The organism is Campylobacter sp. IFREMER_LSEM_CL2127 (genome assembly GCF_025771745.1).
GTDB lineage: Bacteria > Campylobacterota > Campylobacteria > Campylobacterales > Campylobacteraceae > Campylobacter_D.
The window spans coordinates 1-15,388 of record NZ_JAKMQV010000001.1 but is presented as its reverse complement, the minus strand read 5'-3'; the positions used below and the strand labels follow the sequence as shown (position 1 = coordinate 15,388).

Genomic DNA, 15,388 nt, shown 5'->3' with positions numbered 1-15,388 from the left:
GTTATATTTATAAATAATTTTTTATATAAACACACTAATATAATAAAAATATTTACTTTATTTACGATTTTTTAAGCAAAAATAACTAAAATTAGATAATTATTTTATGAATTCATATTTATTTTGGAGTTTTTCCTTTGAAGACAAAAAGAAATCTTATTATCGCAGCTAGCATTTGTAGTTTAGTAACCGCTTCTTTTATTTTTACTAATTTACAAGCTAAAAACCCCGCTCCTAGTGAAGCAGAAAAGAAAATAGAAGCTTTATCTAAACTCACAAGAACCATGTCCATCATAGAACAATACTATGTTGATGATGTTAATTATACAGATTTGGTTGATAAATCCATAGCAGGCTTACTAACAAATTTAGATGCTCATTCTTCTTTCTTAGATGAAAAAGGTTATAAAGAACTTAAAGAGCAAACTAATGGAGAATTTGGTGGACTTGGCTTTACTATTACGCAAAAAGATGGAGCAATTAGCGTTGTAGCTCCTATAGAAGGAAGTCCAGCAGATAAAGCAGGCATTAAAACTGATGATATTATCTTAAGAATTAATAACGAATCAACCTTAGGTATGACTTTAAATGAAGCTGTTTCTAAAATGCGCGGAGAACCTAAGACAAAGGTCACTCTAACTATCTATAGAAAAGGCGATGCAAAACCATTTGATGTCAATTTAAAAAGAGATATTATAAAAGTAGATAGCGTTTATACAAAATTAATCGAAAATGAAAACTTGCTTTATTTAAGAGTAACTAATTTTGATAAAAATGTCGTAGATGAAGCTAGTAAAGCTATCAAAAAACATTCTAATGTAAAAGGAATTATACTAGATCTTAGAACCAACCCAGGTGGTATTTTAAATCAAGCTGTAGGTTTGGTAAATCTTTTCATAGATAAAGGAGTCATTGTCTCACAAAAAGGAAAAATAGAAAATGAGAATGTAGAATTTAAAGCAAATCCTAGTAAAAAAATCACCAACGCACCTTTGGTAGTGCTTGTAAATGGTGGTAGCGCTAGTGCAAGTGAGATTGTAAGTGGGGCTTTACAAGATTTCAAACGCGCTATTATCATAGGCGAAAAAACCTTTGGAAAAGGTAGCGTACAGCTTATATTACCTATGGATGAAAAAGGTAAAGAAGGCTTAAGACTTACTATAGCAAAATATTATCTACCAAGTGGTAGAACCATACAAGCTGTCGGGGTTAGTCCTGATATAGAAGTATTCCCAGGAAAAGTAAGTAAAGAAGAAAATCATGGCTTTGAAATCAAAGAAAGCGATCTAAAAAAACACTTACAAGCTGAACTTGATAAAATCGGACATCAAGAAAAGAAAAAAGATAATAAAGAAGATAAAAATATCATCACCAAAGAACAAATTGATAATGATATACAATTAAAAACTGCAATAGATGCAATCAAAATTTTAAACATCACAAAAGGAGAGTAAAATGGCAACAAAACTAGATCTTTTATACGAGGGAAAAGGTAAAAAAATGTTTAAGACTGATGATGAGAATTTACTCATCACAGAATTTAAAGATGACTTAACTGCCTTTAATGCAGAAAAAAGAGGTAATGAAGCAGGAAAAGGTGCGTTAAATTGTAAAATTAGTACTGAAATTTTTCATCTTTTAGAAAAAGAAGGTATTAAAACACATCTAGTAGAAACTATCAGCGATAAAGAACAAATTGTAAAAAAATGCAATATTATACCTATTGAAGTTATTACTAGAAATGTAGCTACAGGATCTTTAACAAAAAGATTGGGCATTAAAGAAGGTACGATTTTACCTTTTGCTGTAGTTGAGTTTTGTTATAAAAATGATGATTTAGGCGATCCTATTATCAATGATGAGCATTGTTTGATTTTAAATTTAGTAAAAAGTGAAAAAGATTTAGAATTAATAAAAAACATTGCAAGACAAATCAATTCTATCTTGGTTAAATTCTTTGAATCTAAAGGTTTAAGATTGATTGATTTTAAATTAGAATTTGGTATTGATAGTGAAGGAAATATGATACTAGCTGATGAAATTAGCCCTGATAGTTGTAGATTTTGGGATAGCAAAACTAATGAAAAATTAGACAAAGATCGCTTCAGACAAGATCTAGGTAATGTAAAAATGGCCTATGAAGAAGTATTAAAAAGAATTTTAAGTTAGGAAAAATAATGAAAGTAATTGTAAATATCACACTAAAAAACGGGGTTTTAGATCCTCAAGGCAAAGCCATAGAAAAGGCTTTGCATTCTTTAGATTTTAATAACATATCAAATGTTAAAACCTCAAAACAAATTAGTTTTGATATAGCTTGTGAGGATAAAGAAGAAGCTTTAAAACATGTTGATTTAATGTGTAAAGAATTGCTTGCAAATACTGTGATAGAAGATTATGAGATAATATTATGAAAGTAGCTATTATTCGTTTTCCCGGAACTAATTGCGAGTTTGATACAGCTTATGCTTTTGAAAAACTAGGTGTAAAAACTGAAATCATTTGGCATGAAAGACAAGATTTTAGCGCAGATTTAATTGTTTTACCAGGTGGATTTTCTTATGGAGATTATTTAAGATGTGCAGCCATTGCAAAACTTGCTCCTGCTATGAAAACACTTAAAGAACATGTACAAAAAGGTGGATATGTCCTAGGTATTTGCAATGGTTTTCAAATTTTATTAGAACTTGGTCTTTTAAAGGGAGCTATGAAACATAATAATAGCTTAAGTTTTATTTCTAAAATGCAAGCATTGCAAGTAGTATCAAACAATAATGCTTTTTTGAAAAATTTCCAAAAAAATGACATTATAGAATTACCTATTGCTCACGGAGAAGGAAATTATTTTAATAACAAAGATGGTATTAAAATGCTAGAAGATAAAGATATGATTTTATTAAGATATATCAATAATCCAAATGGCTCCTTAAACGATATAGCTGGAATTTGTGATGAGAATAAAAAAGTTTTTGGACTTATGCCGCACCCTGAAAGAATGTGTGATGATATACTTGGCTCAAAAGTAGGACTTAAAATGTTTGAAGGATTTTTAAATTGCTAAAAACCTTCAAAGTTTTTTGTGTTTTTTTACTAGCGTTTAATTTATATGCTCAAGAAAATAGCGTTTTTGAAGATTATAACACCCTAGAAAAAAATTACAATCAATTAGACGATCAAGCTAAGCAAATTTATCAAACTATCGCTCCAAGTGATGAGAGTAATTATGAAAGTAAAATCAATGATGAAAATTTTATTCCTCAAGGTTCTTTAGTATTAAACGCAAAAGAATACACTGATGAAGCTTACATAGATGAAGCTTTTGCTATAGATCTTGAGGTTATCACCACAACTAATGTAAGTTTTGATTTAAATGTGAGTTTTGAAAAAAATGATGATATGCTTTGGATTAATCCTAATCCTATTTGGGAGCAAAAAGCTAATTCATATCACACAAAATTATGGTTTGAAGCAAAAAGTTTAAATGCCAATTTAAATAAAATCATCGTTTCTTTAAGCAGAAATGATCATATTTTTCAAAGCTCATCACTAATTATAAAACCTATTAGACTTAAAAAAATCGACGCTCCTTCTAACAAATACTCACACATAGTTGCAAGTAATTTAGAAGTAAAACAAGTAAAAGCAAGCCATTTTGATAATGATAATATGATTTTATTTATAGAACTTGCAGGAGAAAACACAAATCTAGCAAGTTTTAATATAAAAGATATTCAAAAACAAGGTGTAGAGGCTATTAAAGGCGATTTTGAAAAACAAAGCGGGTTTTATTATGCTATTTTAGATAAAAGCAAAACACGCTTTGATTTTTCTTATTTTAATTTAAATTCTAAAGAATTAAAAGATTTTTCTTTAAAAATAGAACTTAAAGAAGATAGCATTAGCACACAAAGTGATTTAAATCCAAAAACCAATGACTTTAATTTTTACAAACAAGTATTTTTGTGGAGCTTGTGTGGTATTTTTGCTTTATGGTTTGTATTTAAGAAAAGCTATGTAGCTTTAGGCTTAGCAATTTTGGCTCTAATAGCAAGTTTTTTAGCCCAAAATAACATATATAAAGCTATATTAAAGGCTGAAAGCAAAGTGCAAATTTTACCAACTCTTAACTCAACTCATTTTTATTCTGGAAAATATAACCAAGAAGTAGAAGTGTTAGATTCAAGAGATGAATATAAAAAAATTTTATTTAATAATGGAAAAATAGGCTGGGTAAAAAGTGAAGATTTATCAAAGATTTAAAGCTTTAGTATTTTGGACTGAATTTATTTTATCTATTATATTTTTATGCATTGCCTTTTTATTATTGCAATCACAAGAAAAAATTTGGAAAATCAGAAAAGCATGGTCAAAATTGCAAAAATATGTAATAAATTATAAAATCCAAACTCAAGGTTCTATACACCCTCAAGCTAATTTACTTTTAATCAATCACCAAAGCTTGTTAGATATAGTTGTTTTGGAAGATTTATGTCCAAAAAATATATCTTGGATAGCAAAAAAAGAACTTGGTGAACTCCCCGTTTTTAAAACTTTGATTAAAAAACCTAAAATTATTTGTATAGATAGAAGTCCAAAAGGTCTAGTAAAACTTTTAAAAGAAGCTAAAGAAAGACTAAAAGAAGATAGAATTTTGGCTATTTTTCCAGAAGGTACAAGATCTAAAACACAAAAACTTTTAAAATTTAAAGTTGGAGCTAAAATTTTAAGTGAAAAACTTAATCTAAAAGTCCAACCTGTGGTAATTGTTGATTCAGCTAAAATTTTAGACACACAAAACTTTAGTGCAAAAAGTGGTGTTTTAAAAGTAGTATTTCTTGATCTTGTTGATATAAGTAAAGATGATTGGCTTGAGCAAACTAGAGAAAAAATGCAAACAATCTTAGATAACGAAAGGTCACAAGCTTGATTAGCACGATTTTAGCTGTAGGTTTTGGTGGCTTTTTAGGGGCTATATCTAGAATGCTTACTAGTAGCTTTTTTAATAAAATCATTCCACATGATTTTCCCTATGGTACTTTACTTGTTAATATCATAGGATCTTTTTTAATGGGCTTGTTTTTTTCTTATGCAAACTCTAAAGATGTGCATATTTTTACTAAAAGTTTAATTAGCACAGGTTTTTTAAGTGCTTTTACGACTTTTTCAACTTTTTCTTATGAAAATTTGCTATTTTTGCAAAGTGGTGATTATTTTCACTTTTTTCTAAATATTATTTTAAATGTTATCCTTTGTCTTTTGGCAGTATGGATTGGTTTTTTAATTTTTAAATAAAGGAGATATAAATGCAATTTCAAACTGAAGTTAACCAACTTTTACAACTTATGATTCATTCTTTGTATTCAAACAAAGAAATTTTTTTAAGAGAGCTTATTTCTAATGCAAGCGACGCACTTGATAAACTTAGTTATTTAAGCGTGAGTGATGATGCTTATAAAAATTTAAAATTTGAACCAAAAATTCAAATCAACTTCAATCAAGAAGCAAAAACCCTAACCATAAGTGATAATGGTATAGGTATGAATAAAGAAGATTTGATCAATCATCTTGGAACCATTGCTAAAAGTGGTACAAAAAGCTTTTTAGAAAACTTAAGTGGTGATGCCAAAAAAGACTCACAACTTATAGGACAATTTGGTGTAGGCTTTTACTCTGCTTTTATGGTTGCTTCTAAAATAGAGGTTTTAAGCAAAAAGGCATTAGATGATAAAGCTTATCTTTGGACTTCTGATGCTAGTGGTTATGAAATAGAAGATGCAAATAAAGATGAGCAAGGCACTTGCATAACCTTACATTTAAAAGATGAAGAATTTTTAAACTCATACCGCATTGAAAGTATAGTAGAAAAATACTCAAACCACATACAATTTCCTATTTTTATGGAAAAAGAAGAATATTTGCCATTAGAAGAAGGTGAAAAAGAACCTAAAAAAGAATTAAAAAACACTCAAATTAACACAGCAAGTGCTTTATGGAGACAAAATAAAGCCAGCTTAAAAGCTGAAGATTATGAAAGATTTTATGAACAAAACTTCCATGACTCAAACAAACCTATGCTTTATATCCACACAAAAGCTGAAGGTTCTATAGAGTATAATTCTTTATTCTTTATACCTGCACAAGCTCCATTTGATTTATATAGAATAGATTATAAAAGTGGTTTAAAACTTTATGTAAAAAGAGTTTTTATCAGCGATGATGATAAAGAATTATTACCAACTTATTTAAGATTTGTGCGCGGGATTATCGATGTAGAAGATTTACCGCTTAATGTAAGCCGTGAAATTTTACAAGAAAATAAAATTTTAAAAAGCGTTCAAGAAGCAAGTGTTAAAAAAATCCTAGCAGAACTTAAAAAATTCAAAGAAAAAGATAAAGAAAACTATCTTAAATTCCATGAGAATTTTGGAAAAGTTTTAAAAGAAGGTTTATATGGTTTTGGCGAAAATAAAGACGCTATAGCTAAGCTTTTATACTTTAAAAACTCAAATAAAGAAGAATTAATTGATCTTGAAGAGTATAAACAAAACTTAGCTGAAGGACAAAATGAAATTTTTTATATTAGTGGAAAAAATGAAAAACTTTTAAGAAATTCTCCTCTTCTTGAAAGTTATAAACAAAAAAATATCAATGTTTTATTGCTTGATGAGGAAATTGACACCGTAGTTATGCCTATGATGAATGAATTTGAAGGTTTAAAATTTAGCGCTATCAATCATTTAGCTAGTGAAGAAACTAGCGAAGAACAAAAGGCTGAATTTGCAAGCTTACTCATCAAAATAAAAGAAGTTTTAAAAGATGAAGTTGAAGAGGTAAAACTTAGCCAAAGACTTTCAAATAGTCCAAGTTGTATTGTTTATGATCAAAATAAACCTGATTTTGCTATGCAACAAATTCTTAAACAAATGGGGCAAGAACAGCAAGTTAAACCTATACTTGAAATCAATCCTAATCATGAAATTTTAAAAGCCTTAAAAGAAAATGATACCTTAGCTAATGAAATGGCACATATTCTTTTAAATATGGCTAAACTTAGTGAAGGTATGGGTATAGATAACCCTAGCGAATTTAACAATGCCTTAAGCAAAATCGTTTCTAAGGCTTTAGAAAAATGAAAAATATAGCTATTTCTAAAGATATTTTGCACGAATTTTGTATTATAGATGTAAGAACCCCAAGCGAATGGAAAAGCGGAGTCATAAAAGAAGCTATACTCATCGCACTTTGCGATGATAATGGCTTTATGAATGAAAATTTCATCCAAGAGTTTAAAGAAAAAGTAGATTATCAAAATAAAAACATAGCCTTTGTGTGTGCTACAGGCTCAAGAAGCAAACACACTGCTATGATGATAGAAGATGCTCTAGGTATAGAATGCACCAATCTAGATGGTGGCATGGTAGCACTTTTATCACAAGGCTATGAAGCTACGAAAAAGGAAAGTTAATTATGAAGAAAATATTTTTATCTTTGGTACTTTGTGCTAGTTTTGTTTTAGCAGAAGTGAAAAATATCGATATTAATGCGGATATTTTGGAAAATTATCAAGTAATTGATGTTAGAAAACCTAGCGAATGGGCGCAAACTGGTACAATAAAAAATGCCATTAAAATTAGCTTTTATAATGAAGATGGCAGTGTAAATAAAAATTTCGTTGAGGAAATTAAAAAGATTTCAAGTAATAAACCTATCGCTATAGTTTGTAGAAGTGGTTCAAGAAGCGCTAAAGCTTCTGCTTTACTAGATCAAAATGACATAGAAGTTACTAATTTAAAAGGCGGTATGAACGCACTTTTATCACAAGGCTATGAAACCTCAAAGTAAGTCTAGTTAGACTTACTTTTTCTTTGGCCTAAATACAGAAATTACCTCTTCATTATTTTCAATATAAGCTCCACCTATTAAATCCACACAATAAGGAATAGCAGGAAATATAGGCTCAATGCATTCTCTTATAGCTTTTGGATTACCCGGTAAGTTGATAATCAATGATTTTCCTTTTATACCCGCACTTTGTCTTGAAAGTATAGCTGTTGGTATATATTCTAAGCTTTTTGCACGCATTAACTCCCCAAAACCTGGAAGCATTTTATCGCACACTGCTTGCGTTGCTTCTGGTGTCACATCACGCAAAGCAGGCCCCGTACCTCCTGTAGTAAAAATCAAATCACATTTTACATCATCAGCCAAATAAGCTAATTTTTCTATAATTAAATCATACTCATCAGGAATTAGCTCATAATAAAAACTTTTTTCATTTTTTATATAAGAATCTAAAATTTTTTCTATCTCTACTCCGGATTTATCTTCATAAACTCCACTGCTTGCCCTATCTGAAAGTACTAAAATTCCTATTTTTACCATTTTTACTCCATTATGATTTTTTCTACATCTTGTTTTTCTATTTTTTCATTTTCTAAAAGAATGCTAGCCAATATCACTACTTTTTCCTTCATTAATTCTAAAAATTCTTTCACTTCTTGCTTTTGCTCTTGCAATAAACCCTCATTTGCCATAGCAAAAGTTTCCATGAAAGTAAGCAATTCTTTAACCTTTAAAAGATCACTTTGTGCATTAGTATAGCTTTCATTAAAAATAAGCTCCATAGCAACTGAGCCTGCTAGAAAAACTTTTATTTTATTTAATAATTCTGATTTTGATTTGATAGTATTTTCATACTCTTTAAATCTATCTTCTATTAAGGTAATTTTTTCAAATTTAACATCAAAATAAAAAGCACACAAAGCTTTAGCTGCTTGGTATGTGGCTTGAATTTTTCTTTCCTTATCACTTAGAGAGAAAATCTTTTTTTTACCCATTAAAACTTTATTAAGCACTGCAAAAAAATCATTTTCTTCTATTAAATATGATTTTCTTCTTATAGCATTAATGGCCGCTTCATTAACTAAAGTCTCTAAAGCTGCTCCGCTAAAACCCACACTAGCTTTTGCGATTTTTTCTAAATCTACGCTAGATTTTTTTTCTTTCATATAATTTTGCAAAATATGCATTCTATCTTTAAAATCAGGCAAAGATATAAAAATTCTTCTATCAAAACGCCCTGATCTTAATAATGCATTATCCATAAGATCGATTTTATTTGTAGCGGCCATCACTATAACACCACTATTATCTTCAAATCCATCCATTTGAGTTAAAAGTTGATTTAGAGTATTATCTCTTTCTACATTAGAAAAATCCCCCCTACTTTTACCAACTGCGTCAATTTCATCTATAAAAATAATACTTGGAGCTTTTGATTTAGCTTTTAAAAAAAGCTCTCTAACTCTTTTTGCGCCCATACCTACATAAATTTCTACAAAACTAGCTCCACTTTGATAAAAAAATGGCACCCCAGCCTCGCCTGCTACTGCTTTTGCTATCAAAGTTTTACCCACTCCAGGAGGGCCTACTAGTAAAACGCCTTTTGGCATTTTCACGCCAAAATCTTTATATTTTTGAGGATTTTTTAAAAAATCAACGATTTCTAAAAGCTCTACCTTGGCCTCATCAACCCCTGCTACATCTTTAAATTTAACTTCACTTACTACATCTTGTATAGTACTATTTTGTTCATTTTTTTCTAAAATATTTTTTTCTAAAGAAAGTAAATTTTGTCTATCTCTATTTTTTTTATTAAGAAAGAATAAAAAACATACAAGAAAAGCAAACAAAATAAATATCAAAAAAAACTCACTTAAATTATAATCTTTAGCATATTCTAAAGGAATTTTTTGCCACAAAGCATTTAAATCCACTACATCTTTAGCAATTAAAAAATTTCCTTCTTTGCTTTTTAATAATATTTCATTATTTTCTACTATGGCTTTTTGGATTAAATTTTGCTCTAAAAGCTCTTCATAAGCAGCCTTGCTAATATAATCAGGTTGATTTTTTATAAACGCAACTATTACAAAAACACAAAGCAATAAAAATGAAGCTAAGATAATCTTTTTATTTTTCATCCCCTAACCTTACATAGTTACAATCTTCTTTGCATTCATATTTTTCAATATTTATCCATTGTTTAGCAATATCTTCTTTGCTTGTAATTTTGATTTTATTAAAAAATTGATCATAGCCTTCATAAAAACCATCTTTTTTACTCTCAACTAAAATTTCTAAAGTATCTTTTTGATTTTTTCTAAACTCATAATTATTTTGCGCGACTATATCTTTTAAAATATTTAATCTTTCTTTGGCTATATCACCATTGATTCGCTCACTCATAGAAGCAGAATGCGTTCCATCACGCGGTGAGAAAATAAAAGCATGAATATGCGTAAGTTTAAATTGCTTAAAATTTTCTAAAGCTTCTTGCCATATTAACTCACTTTCTCCAGGGTGTGCTACAATAAAGTCTGTTCCTAAAGCAAAACCTTTTTGACTTAACTCATTAAACAGTGCTAAATCATTTTGCGTATGCGATCTTCTACGCATTATGCGTAGCATTTTTTCATGGGTATGTTGTAGGGCAATATGCAAATGCTTTTCAAGCCAAGGCTCATCTAAAATTTCTTTAAAACTCTCATCAATTTGAGCAGGCTCCAAACTCCCAAGTCTTACTCTTTTTATGCCACTAACCTTGCCTATTTCTTGTAATAATTTTCCAAGTGTAGTTTTATCTTTTAAACCATAACTTCCTATATTCGTACCCGTTAAAACCACTTCACTATAGCCATTTTGCGCAAGAAGTTTGATTTGTTTTATTATTTCCTCACTTGGCATACTTCTTGATTTACCCCTAACACTTGGGATTATGCAATAGCTACAAGCAAAGTCACATCCTTCTTGAATTTTTACAAAAGCTTTAGTGTGATTTTCATAATTACTTACGATTTTTGTATCAATAAAGCGTAAATTTCCAAGCTCATAAAAGGCTTTATCTTGCGAGATTAGCTCATTGATTTTATCTTTATTAGAAGCCCCTAAAACTCCAAAAATTTCTTTTTTATCAAAAAAATCCTTTCCCTTGCTCACAGCACCACAGCCTGTAAGTATAACCTTAACTCCATTTTTCTTTACACCATTAATATAGCTTCTAAGCCCGCTATCAGCACCATTTGTAACGGTACAAGAATTTATCACTATCACATCAGCTTCTTGCTCATTTTGTGTGACAATATGATCTTTAATATAAGTTTTTAATAATTGCGTATCATAAATATTAGTTCTACAACCAAAAGTTTTAAAATATACCTTTTTTTTCAAATATCTTCCTTATTTTCTATAAATTCATGTTTTGCCATATATAAATTTTGCGATGGATAAGCTATTTTTATATCATCATGCTTATTAAATTCATTAATGATTTCTTTGCTAATATTACTTCTTAAAATCAAAGCCGCATAAGAATTTGTCATATACCAAGCAGAAATTCTCATGCCATAACCTTCTAAAAATGTAAAAAACCTAGGCTCTACTTTAGGATTTCTAATGCTGTATTCATTTCTTAATTTACTCATAGATTCTTTTGCAATTTTTGTATAACCTTTAGAAGCTTTTATAACGATTTCTTCCACTATTTCTAAGGCCTTTTGATGATTTGAATCAAAAGTCAAAGTAATATCAAGTCCATCCCAAACTGTCTTCATACCATGATGGGTATAATTTGATATGAGATTAGTAAATATAAAATTATTTGGTATAAAAATTATCCTACCACTTCTTCGATTATCTGTATAAGTTAGCAAAGAAATATCTTCATATAAGGTTATTCTTAAAAACGAAATGTCAATTATATCACCGATATAATGTGTATTGTTTTGAAAAACTCTAACTCTATCACCCACTCTAAAACTTCCACCAAAAACTATCACACACCAACCAAGCATAGACATAAACATATCTTTCATAGCAATAGCTAAACCAGCAGAAGCAAAACCAAGCACAGTCACTAAGTAACTAATATTTTCAATATATCCAAAAAGCAAAATCAAAATAATCACATTGATATTAATAAAATTAATGATTTTATTTGCTGTATAAAAGCGATCATTATCGCCTATGTATTTTCTAGCTATAAATTTGAGTAAAAATGCTATGGCTATAACGATAATAATAGCCAAAACTATATTAAAAGCTCTTACACCTTGAATTTTAATAGAAGCTGTTGTTTTTTCAATTTCTTCTTGTATTTTTTTCTCATAAACAGAATAAGAAATTTCTCCAAAACGCAAGGTTTGTGAAAAATCTCTTACCATTTGATTAGATATTTTTAAATACTCATCATGTTCTTTACTAGGGGCTAATTTAGCTATCTCAGCCACTAAAACATTTTCTTTTATAAGCTCATCCAAGGTTTGCTTAAAACTATTTAAAAGATTAATATATTCTTCTTTATCACGTCTTAGTTTTTTTATGTGTGAGTATGCTGAAATGATGGCTAAAGGATTAGTTAGTTTATCTATTTTATCAACTTCTTCAGGAGCTAAAACCATCTTGGAAAAATTTGCACTTTTATACTCACTTAAAAGCTCTAATCTTTCTTTTAAGATTAAAATTTGCCTTTCTATAATGCTTTTATTGCGCTCATTAGCCTTTAAGCTTTCTTTTTCTAAAGCTAAAATTTCATTTTGAGTTTTTCTGTAAATATTAAAATTATTATATTTAATCACCCAAGTATTATATGTTAAATTATTATGCAATTCATTGAGTTTTTGCTCTAAATGCTCTATATCATCTTGTGCTAAAAGCATCAAAAAAGGTAAAAATAAAAGTAAAAAAATCTTTTTCATGCAAACACCTCTAAAGTGCGTAAAATATCTTCTTTAGATATATCATTTTTTATGCAAGCTTTTCCCAAACCGCAAGCTAAAATAAAATTGATCTTTTGGAAATGTGTCTTTTTATCTAAGAAAAAGGCATTATAAAACTCTTGTGTATTTGAAATTTTATAAGATATAGGTAATTTAAATTTCACAAGTAAATTTTGTACTCTTTGGCATTCTTGTTCATTTAATAATCCTAAATTTAATGCTAAAATATTTGCCATATTCATACCTATAGACACAGCTTCACCATGTAAGTATTTTTTATACCCTGTTTGATTTTCTATAACATGAGCAAAAGTGTGCCCATAGTTTAAAAGCATTCTTAAGCCACTTTCTTTTTCATCTTGTGAAACCACATTAGCTTTAAGCTCTATGCTTTTTTGGATGATTTGAGCCAAGGTAATATCATCTAATTTAGCATTTAAAAATTTATCCTCGTTCAAATTTTCTAAAAAAGATAAAATTGCTTCATCAAAAACCACGGCCATTTTGATAAATTCAGCCATGCCCGCAGCTAGTTCTCTTGAAGGCAACGTTTTTAAAAACTTACTTTCACAATACACCGCTTTTGGCTGATAAAAAGTGCCTATTAAGTTTTTGCCAAATTTATTATTCACTCCAGTTTTACCGCCCACACTTGCATCCACACAAGCTAGTAAGGTTGTGGGAATATTGATAAATTCTATCCCTCTTTGATATATACTTGCTACAAAACCACCCATATCAGAGATAACCCCGCCACCAAAACTTATAAGCAAGCTTTTTCTATCTAGCTTATAAGCACACATTTGATCTAAGATATATTCTATAGTTTGTAAATTTTTATACTCTTCACCATCTTTAATTTTTATGATAAAAAGTTCTTTAGCTTGAATTTTTTCCAAAAGCATATCTAAATGCAGCTTTGCTACTAATTCATTAGTTAAAATCACTACTTTAGTATCAAAATTTAACTTTTCTAGCTCATTTATATAGACATTATAACTTGTATTATTTTCTAAATTTACCTTAACTTGCATTGTTTTCTCACAGCGATGGTATAAATAATTGATAATTTTTACTCATCTTATAATATATCGTATTTAAATCCGTTTTTAAAATTTTATTGAAATTACTTCCTAAAATTTTTTCATTAAATGGCACAAAATGCAATACATTTTGCTTATAAGAAAATTTATTGATAGGGTTATGTTCTTTTTCTTCTATTAAAAGTAATTTTTCATCATGGAGTTTTGAAAGGCTTTCAAAATATTGATGGTATTCAAAAATTTCAGCTTTATTTAGTTTTAAATCATAATAATACAAAGCAAGCCCTAGTTGGATTTGCTTATTTAAATCAAGCATAATAGAAGCAATACCTTCCACATCTTCAAAGTTTGAGCTTAAAACCACCGATGATTTTAAGTCAGCAAAATCCCCTTTACCTGCTTTTAACACAGGAATTTTTAAAGTAAAAAGAAAACTTTTTTCTTTCTCAAAAAGATAATCTTCCACTACAAGCAAACCTATGCTAGTATTTTCCACAAAAGGCTTAATATTTTTTACATTTGTACTTTCATAGTCAAATATCACTTCAGTACTATTTTTATGCAAGGCTTTAAGTTTATAATACATAGGAGTTAAAGTAGGATTAATCACTTTAAAATAAAGCTTTTTACTATTAATCCTTACATGTAAAAGTAAACTTGCAAAAATAAGCTTTTCTATAGCAAACTCACTCATTTTTTTCATATCTATAATACAAAGTATATTATCACCAAAAGGCGATGGAAAGCGTCCTAAGCTTGTTTTAACATTAGTAAAAACACTTTGTAAAACTTTAGGATCACCTACGATTAAAATACTATCATTTGGCATTAAAATAAGCCCAGGTCTTGCTAGGATAAATTCATTATTTCTATAAACCATTACAATTTTAAAGCGTTTTTGGCTAATAGAGCTTATATGTCTATAAGCAAAGCTTGATCCTGCAGGAATTTTTACCTCCATTATCTCACCTTGTCCAAGCCCTATAAATTGTGCCATAGAAGGCATATTATCTAAACAACCTGTTAATCTCGTGCTTAAAGTATCATAAATATTAATCACTTCGCAAAAATTATCATCAATTTGACTATTCCACAAATCCATGATAACTATGTTTAATCTTGGGTGTAATTTTCTTAAATTTTTATAGCAAGCTAACATATCTGCTTCTTCTTGCATATAGATGATAGCTTGATGGAATTCTTCCTTTAATAAATTTTCTAGTTTAACCAAACTTGTAGGATCAAATTTATAAAAAGATATTTGTTCATTTTCTAAATTCAAATCCACACTTTCATCATTATAATAAACAACACTCAAAGACTCTTTAAAAGTTTTATTGCTATGAATTTTCCTTAAAAAATCTTTAGCAAAAATCCCATCAGCTAGTAATAAAATTTTATTCATTTACACCTCTAAAATATAAAATACAATTATATCTTAGTTTATGCAAATACCGCTGAATTTATTTTATAAATATATTTTAACAAACTTTAAACAAATTTAATATATAATTCCAAACTTCAAATCTTATTTTAATTTCCAAAAGGAGTTTTAATGTTAAATTTTAT

The 15,388-nt window shown here is 28.8% G+C and carries 16 protein-coding genes; 10 read left to right on the top strand and 6 right to left on the bottom strand.

The features are described 5' to 3' along the window. Positions 1–137 precede the first annotated feature (137 nt). The 10 genes from L8V77_RS00080 to L8V77_RS00035 are packed head-to-tail and all read left to right on the top strand — an operon-like array spanning position 138 to position 7,842. The gene (locus L8V77_RS00080; RefSeq protein WP_318529526.1) at positions 138–1,454 is read left to right on the top strand and encodes a S41 family peptidase; all 1,317 of its coding nucleotides are present in this window, start codon (positions 138–140) and stop codon (positions 1,452–1,454) included. 1 nt (position 1,455) lies between these two features. Then, complete coding sequence (gene purC, locus L8V77_RS00075; protein ID WP_149062286.1) at positions 1,456–2,169, top strand: phosphoribosylaminoimidazolesuccinocarboxamide synthase; 714 nt, start codon at positions 1,456–1,458, stop codon at positions 2,167–2,169. An 8-nt stretch (positions 2,170–2,177) separates the two neighbouring features. Then, on the top strand, positions 2,178–2,414 hold the full coding sequence (gene purS / locus L8V77_RS00070; RefSeq protein ID WP_263706110.1) for a phosphoribosylformylglycinamidine synthase subunit PurS: 237 nt from the start codon (positions 2,178–2,180) through the stop codon (positions 2,412–2,414). Then, positions 2,411–3,061 carry a phosphoribosylformylglycinamidine synthase subunit PurQ gene (gene purQ / locus L8V77_RS00065; protein WP_263706108.1) on the top strand — a complete coding sequence of 217 codons (651 nt, stop codon included), beginning with the start codon at positions 2,411–2,413 and terminating at the stop codon, positions 3,059–3,061. The genes purS and purQ overlap by 4 nt, the downstream gene beginning before the upstream one ends. Continuing rightward, a complete protein-coding gene (locus L8V77_RS00060; RefSeq protein WP_263663359.1) occupies positions 3,055–4,260 on the top strand; it encodes an SH3 domain-containing protein in 1,206 nt (401 codons plus the stop codon). The genes purQ and L8V77_RS00060 overlap by 7 nt, the downstream gene beginning before the upstream one ends. After that, on the top strand, positions 4,238–4,927 hold the full coding sequence (locus L8V77_RS00055; RefSeq protein WP_263706106.1) for a lysophospholipid acyltransferase family protein: 690 nt from the start codon (positions 4,238–4,240) through the stop codon (positions 4,925–4,927). Before L8V77_RS00060 ends, L8V77_RS00055 begins: the two co-directional genes overlap by 23 nt. Next, positions 4,924–5,292 (top strand): fluoride efflux transporter CrcB, encoded by a 369-nt coding sequence (gene crcB / locus L8V77_RS00050; protein ID WP_263706105.1) that lies wholly within the window; start codon positions 4,924–4,926, stop codon positions 5,290–5,292. Before L8V77_RS00055 ends, crcB begins: the two co-directional genes overlap by 4 nt. 11 nt (positions 5,293–5,303) lie before the next feature. Then, positions 5,304–7,133, top strand: a complete 1,830-nt coding sequence (gene htpG, locus L8V77_RS00045) for a molecular chaperone HtpG (RefSeq protein WP_263706104.1) — start codon at positions 5,304–5,306, stop codon at positions 7,131–7,133. Further along, entirely contained in the window at positions 7,130–7,465 is a 336-nt protein-coding gene (locus L8V77_RS00040) for a rhodanese-like domain-containing protein (RefSeq protein WP_263675485.1), read from the top strand. Before htpG ends, L8V77_RS00040 begins: the two co-directional genes overlap by 4 nt. 2 nt (positions 7,466–7,467) lie before the next feature. After that, positions 7,468–7,842, top strand: a complete 375-nt coding sequence (locus L8V77_RS00035; RefSeq protein ID WP_263706102.1) for a rhodanese-like domain-containing protein — start codon at positions 7,468–7,470, stop codon at positions 7,840–7,842. Between the two features lie 12 nt (positions 7,843–7,854). Here L8V77_RS00035 and mog read toward each other — a convergent pair whose 3' ends face one another. From mog to L8V77_RS00005, 6 genes are read right to left on the bottom strand one after another with little or no spacing between them, the layout of a single operon-like run. After that, positions 7,855–8,382, bottom strand: coding sequence for a molybdopterin adenylyltransferase (gene mog / locus L8V77_RS00030; RefSeq protein ID WP_263706100.1), 528 nt, complete (start codon positions 8,380–8,382; stop codon positions 7,855–7,857). 2 nt (positions 8,383–8,384) lie between these two features. Further along, on the bottom strand, positions 8,385–9,983 hold the full coding sequence (locus tag L8V77_RS00025) for an AAA family ATPase (RefSeq protein ID WP_263706099.1): 1,599 nt from the start codon (positions 9,981–9,983) through the stop codon (positions 8,385–8,387). Continuing rightward, positions 9,973–11,229 (bottom strand): tRNA (N(6)-L-threonylcarbamoyladenosine(37)-C(2))-methylthiotransferase MtaB, encoded by a 1,257-nt coding sequence (gene mtaB, locus L8V77_RS00020; RefSeq protein ID WP_263706098.1) that lies wholly within the window; start codon positions 11,227–11,229, stop codon positions 9,973–9,975. The genes L8V77_RS00025 and mtaB overlap by 11 nt, the downstream gene beginning before the upstream one ends. Beyond that, a complete protein-coding gene (locus L8V77_RS00015; RefSeq protein WP_318529525.1) occupies positions 11,226–12,755 on the bottom strand; it encodes a mechanosensitive ion channel family protein in 1,530 nt (509 codons plus the stop codon). The genes mtaB and L8V77_RS00015 overlap by 4 nt, the downstream gene beginning before the upstream one ends. Beyond that, complete coding sequence (gene aroB, locus L8V77_RS00010) at positions 12,752–13,810, bottom strand: 3-dehydroquinate synthase (RefSeq protein ID WP_263706097.1); 1,059 nt, start codon at positions 13,808–13,810, stop codon at positions 12,752–12,754. The genes L8V77_RS00015 and aroB overlap by 4 nt, the downstream gene beginning before the upstream one ends. Positions 13,811–13,817: 7 nt before the next feature. Continuing rightward, on the bottom strand, positions 13,818–15,224 hold the full coding sequence (locus tag L8V77_RS00005; RefSeq protein WP_263706095.1) for a COG3400 family protein: 1,407 nt from the start codon (positions 15,222–15,224) through the stop codon (positions 13,818–13,820). Positions 15,225–15,388: the final 164 nt, after the last annotated feature.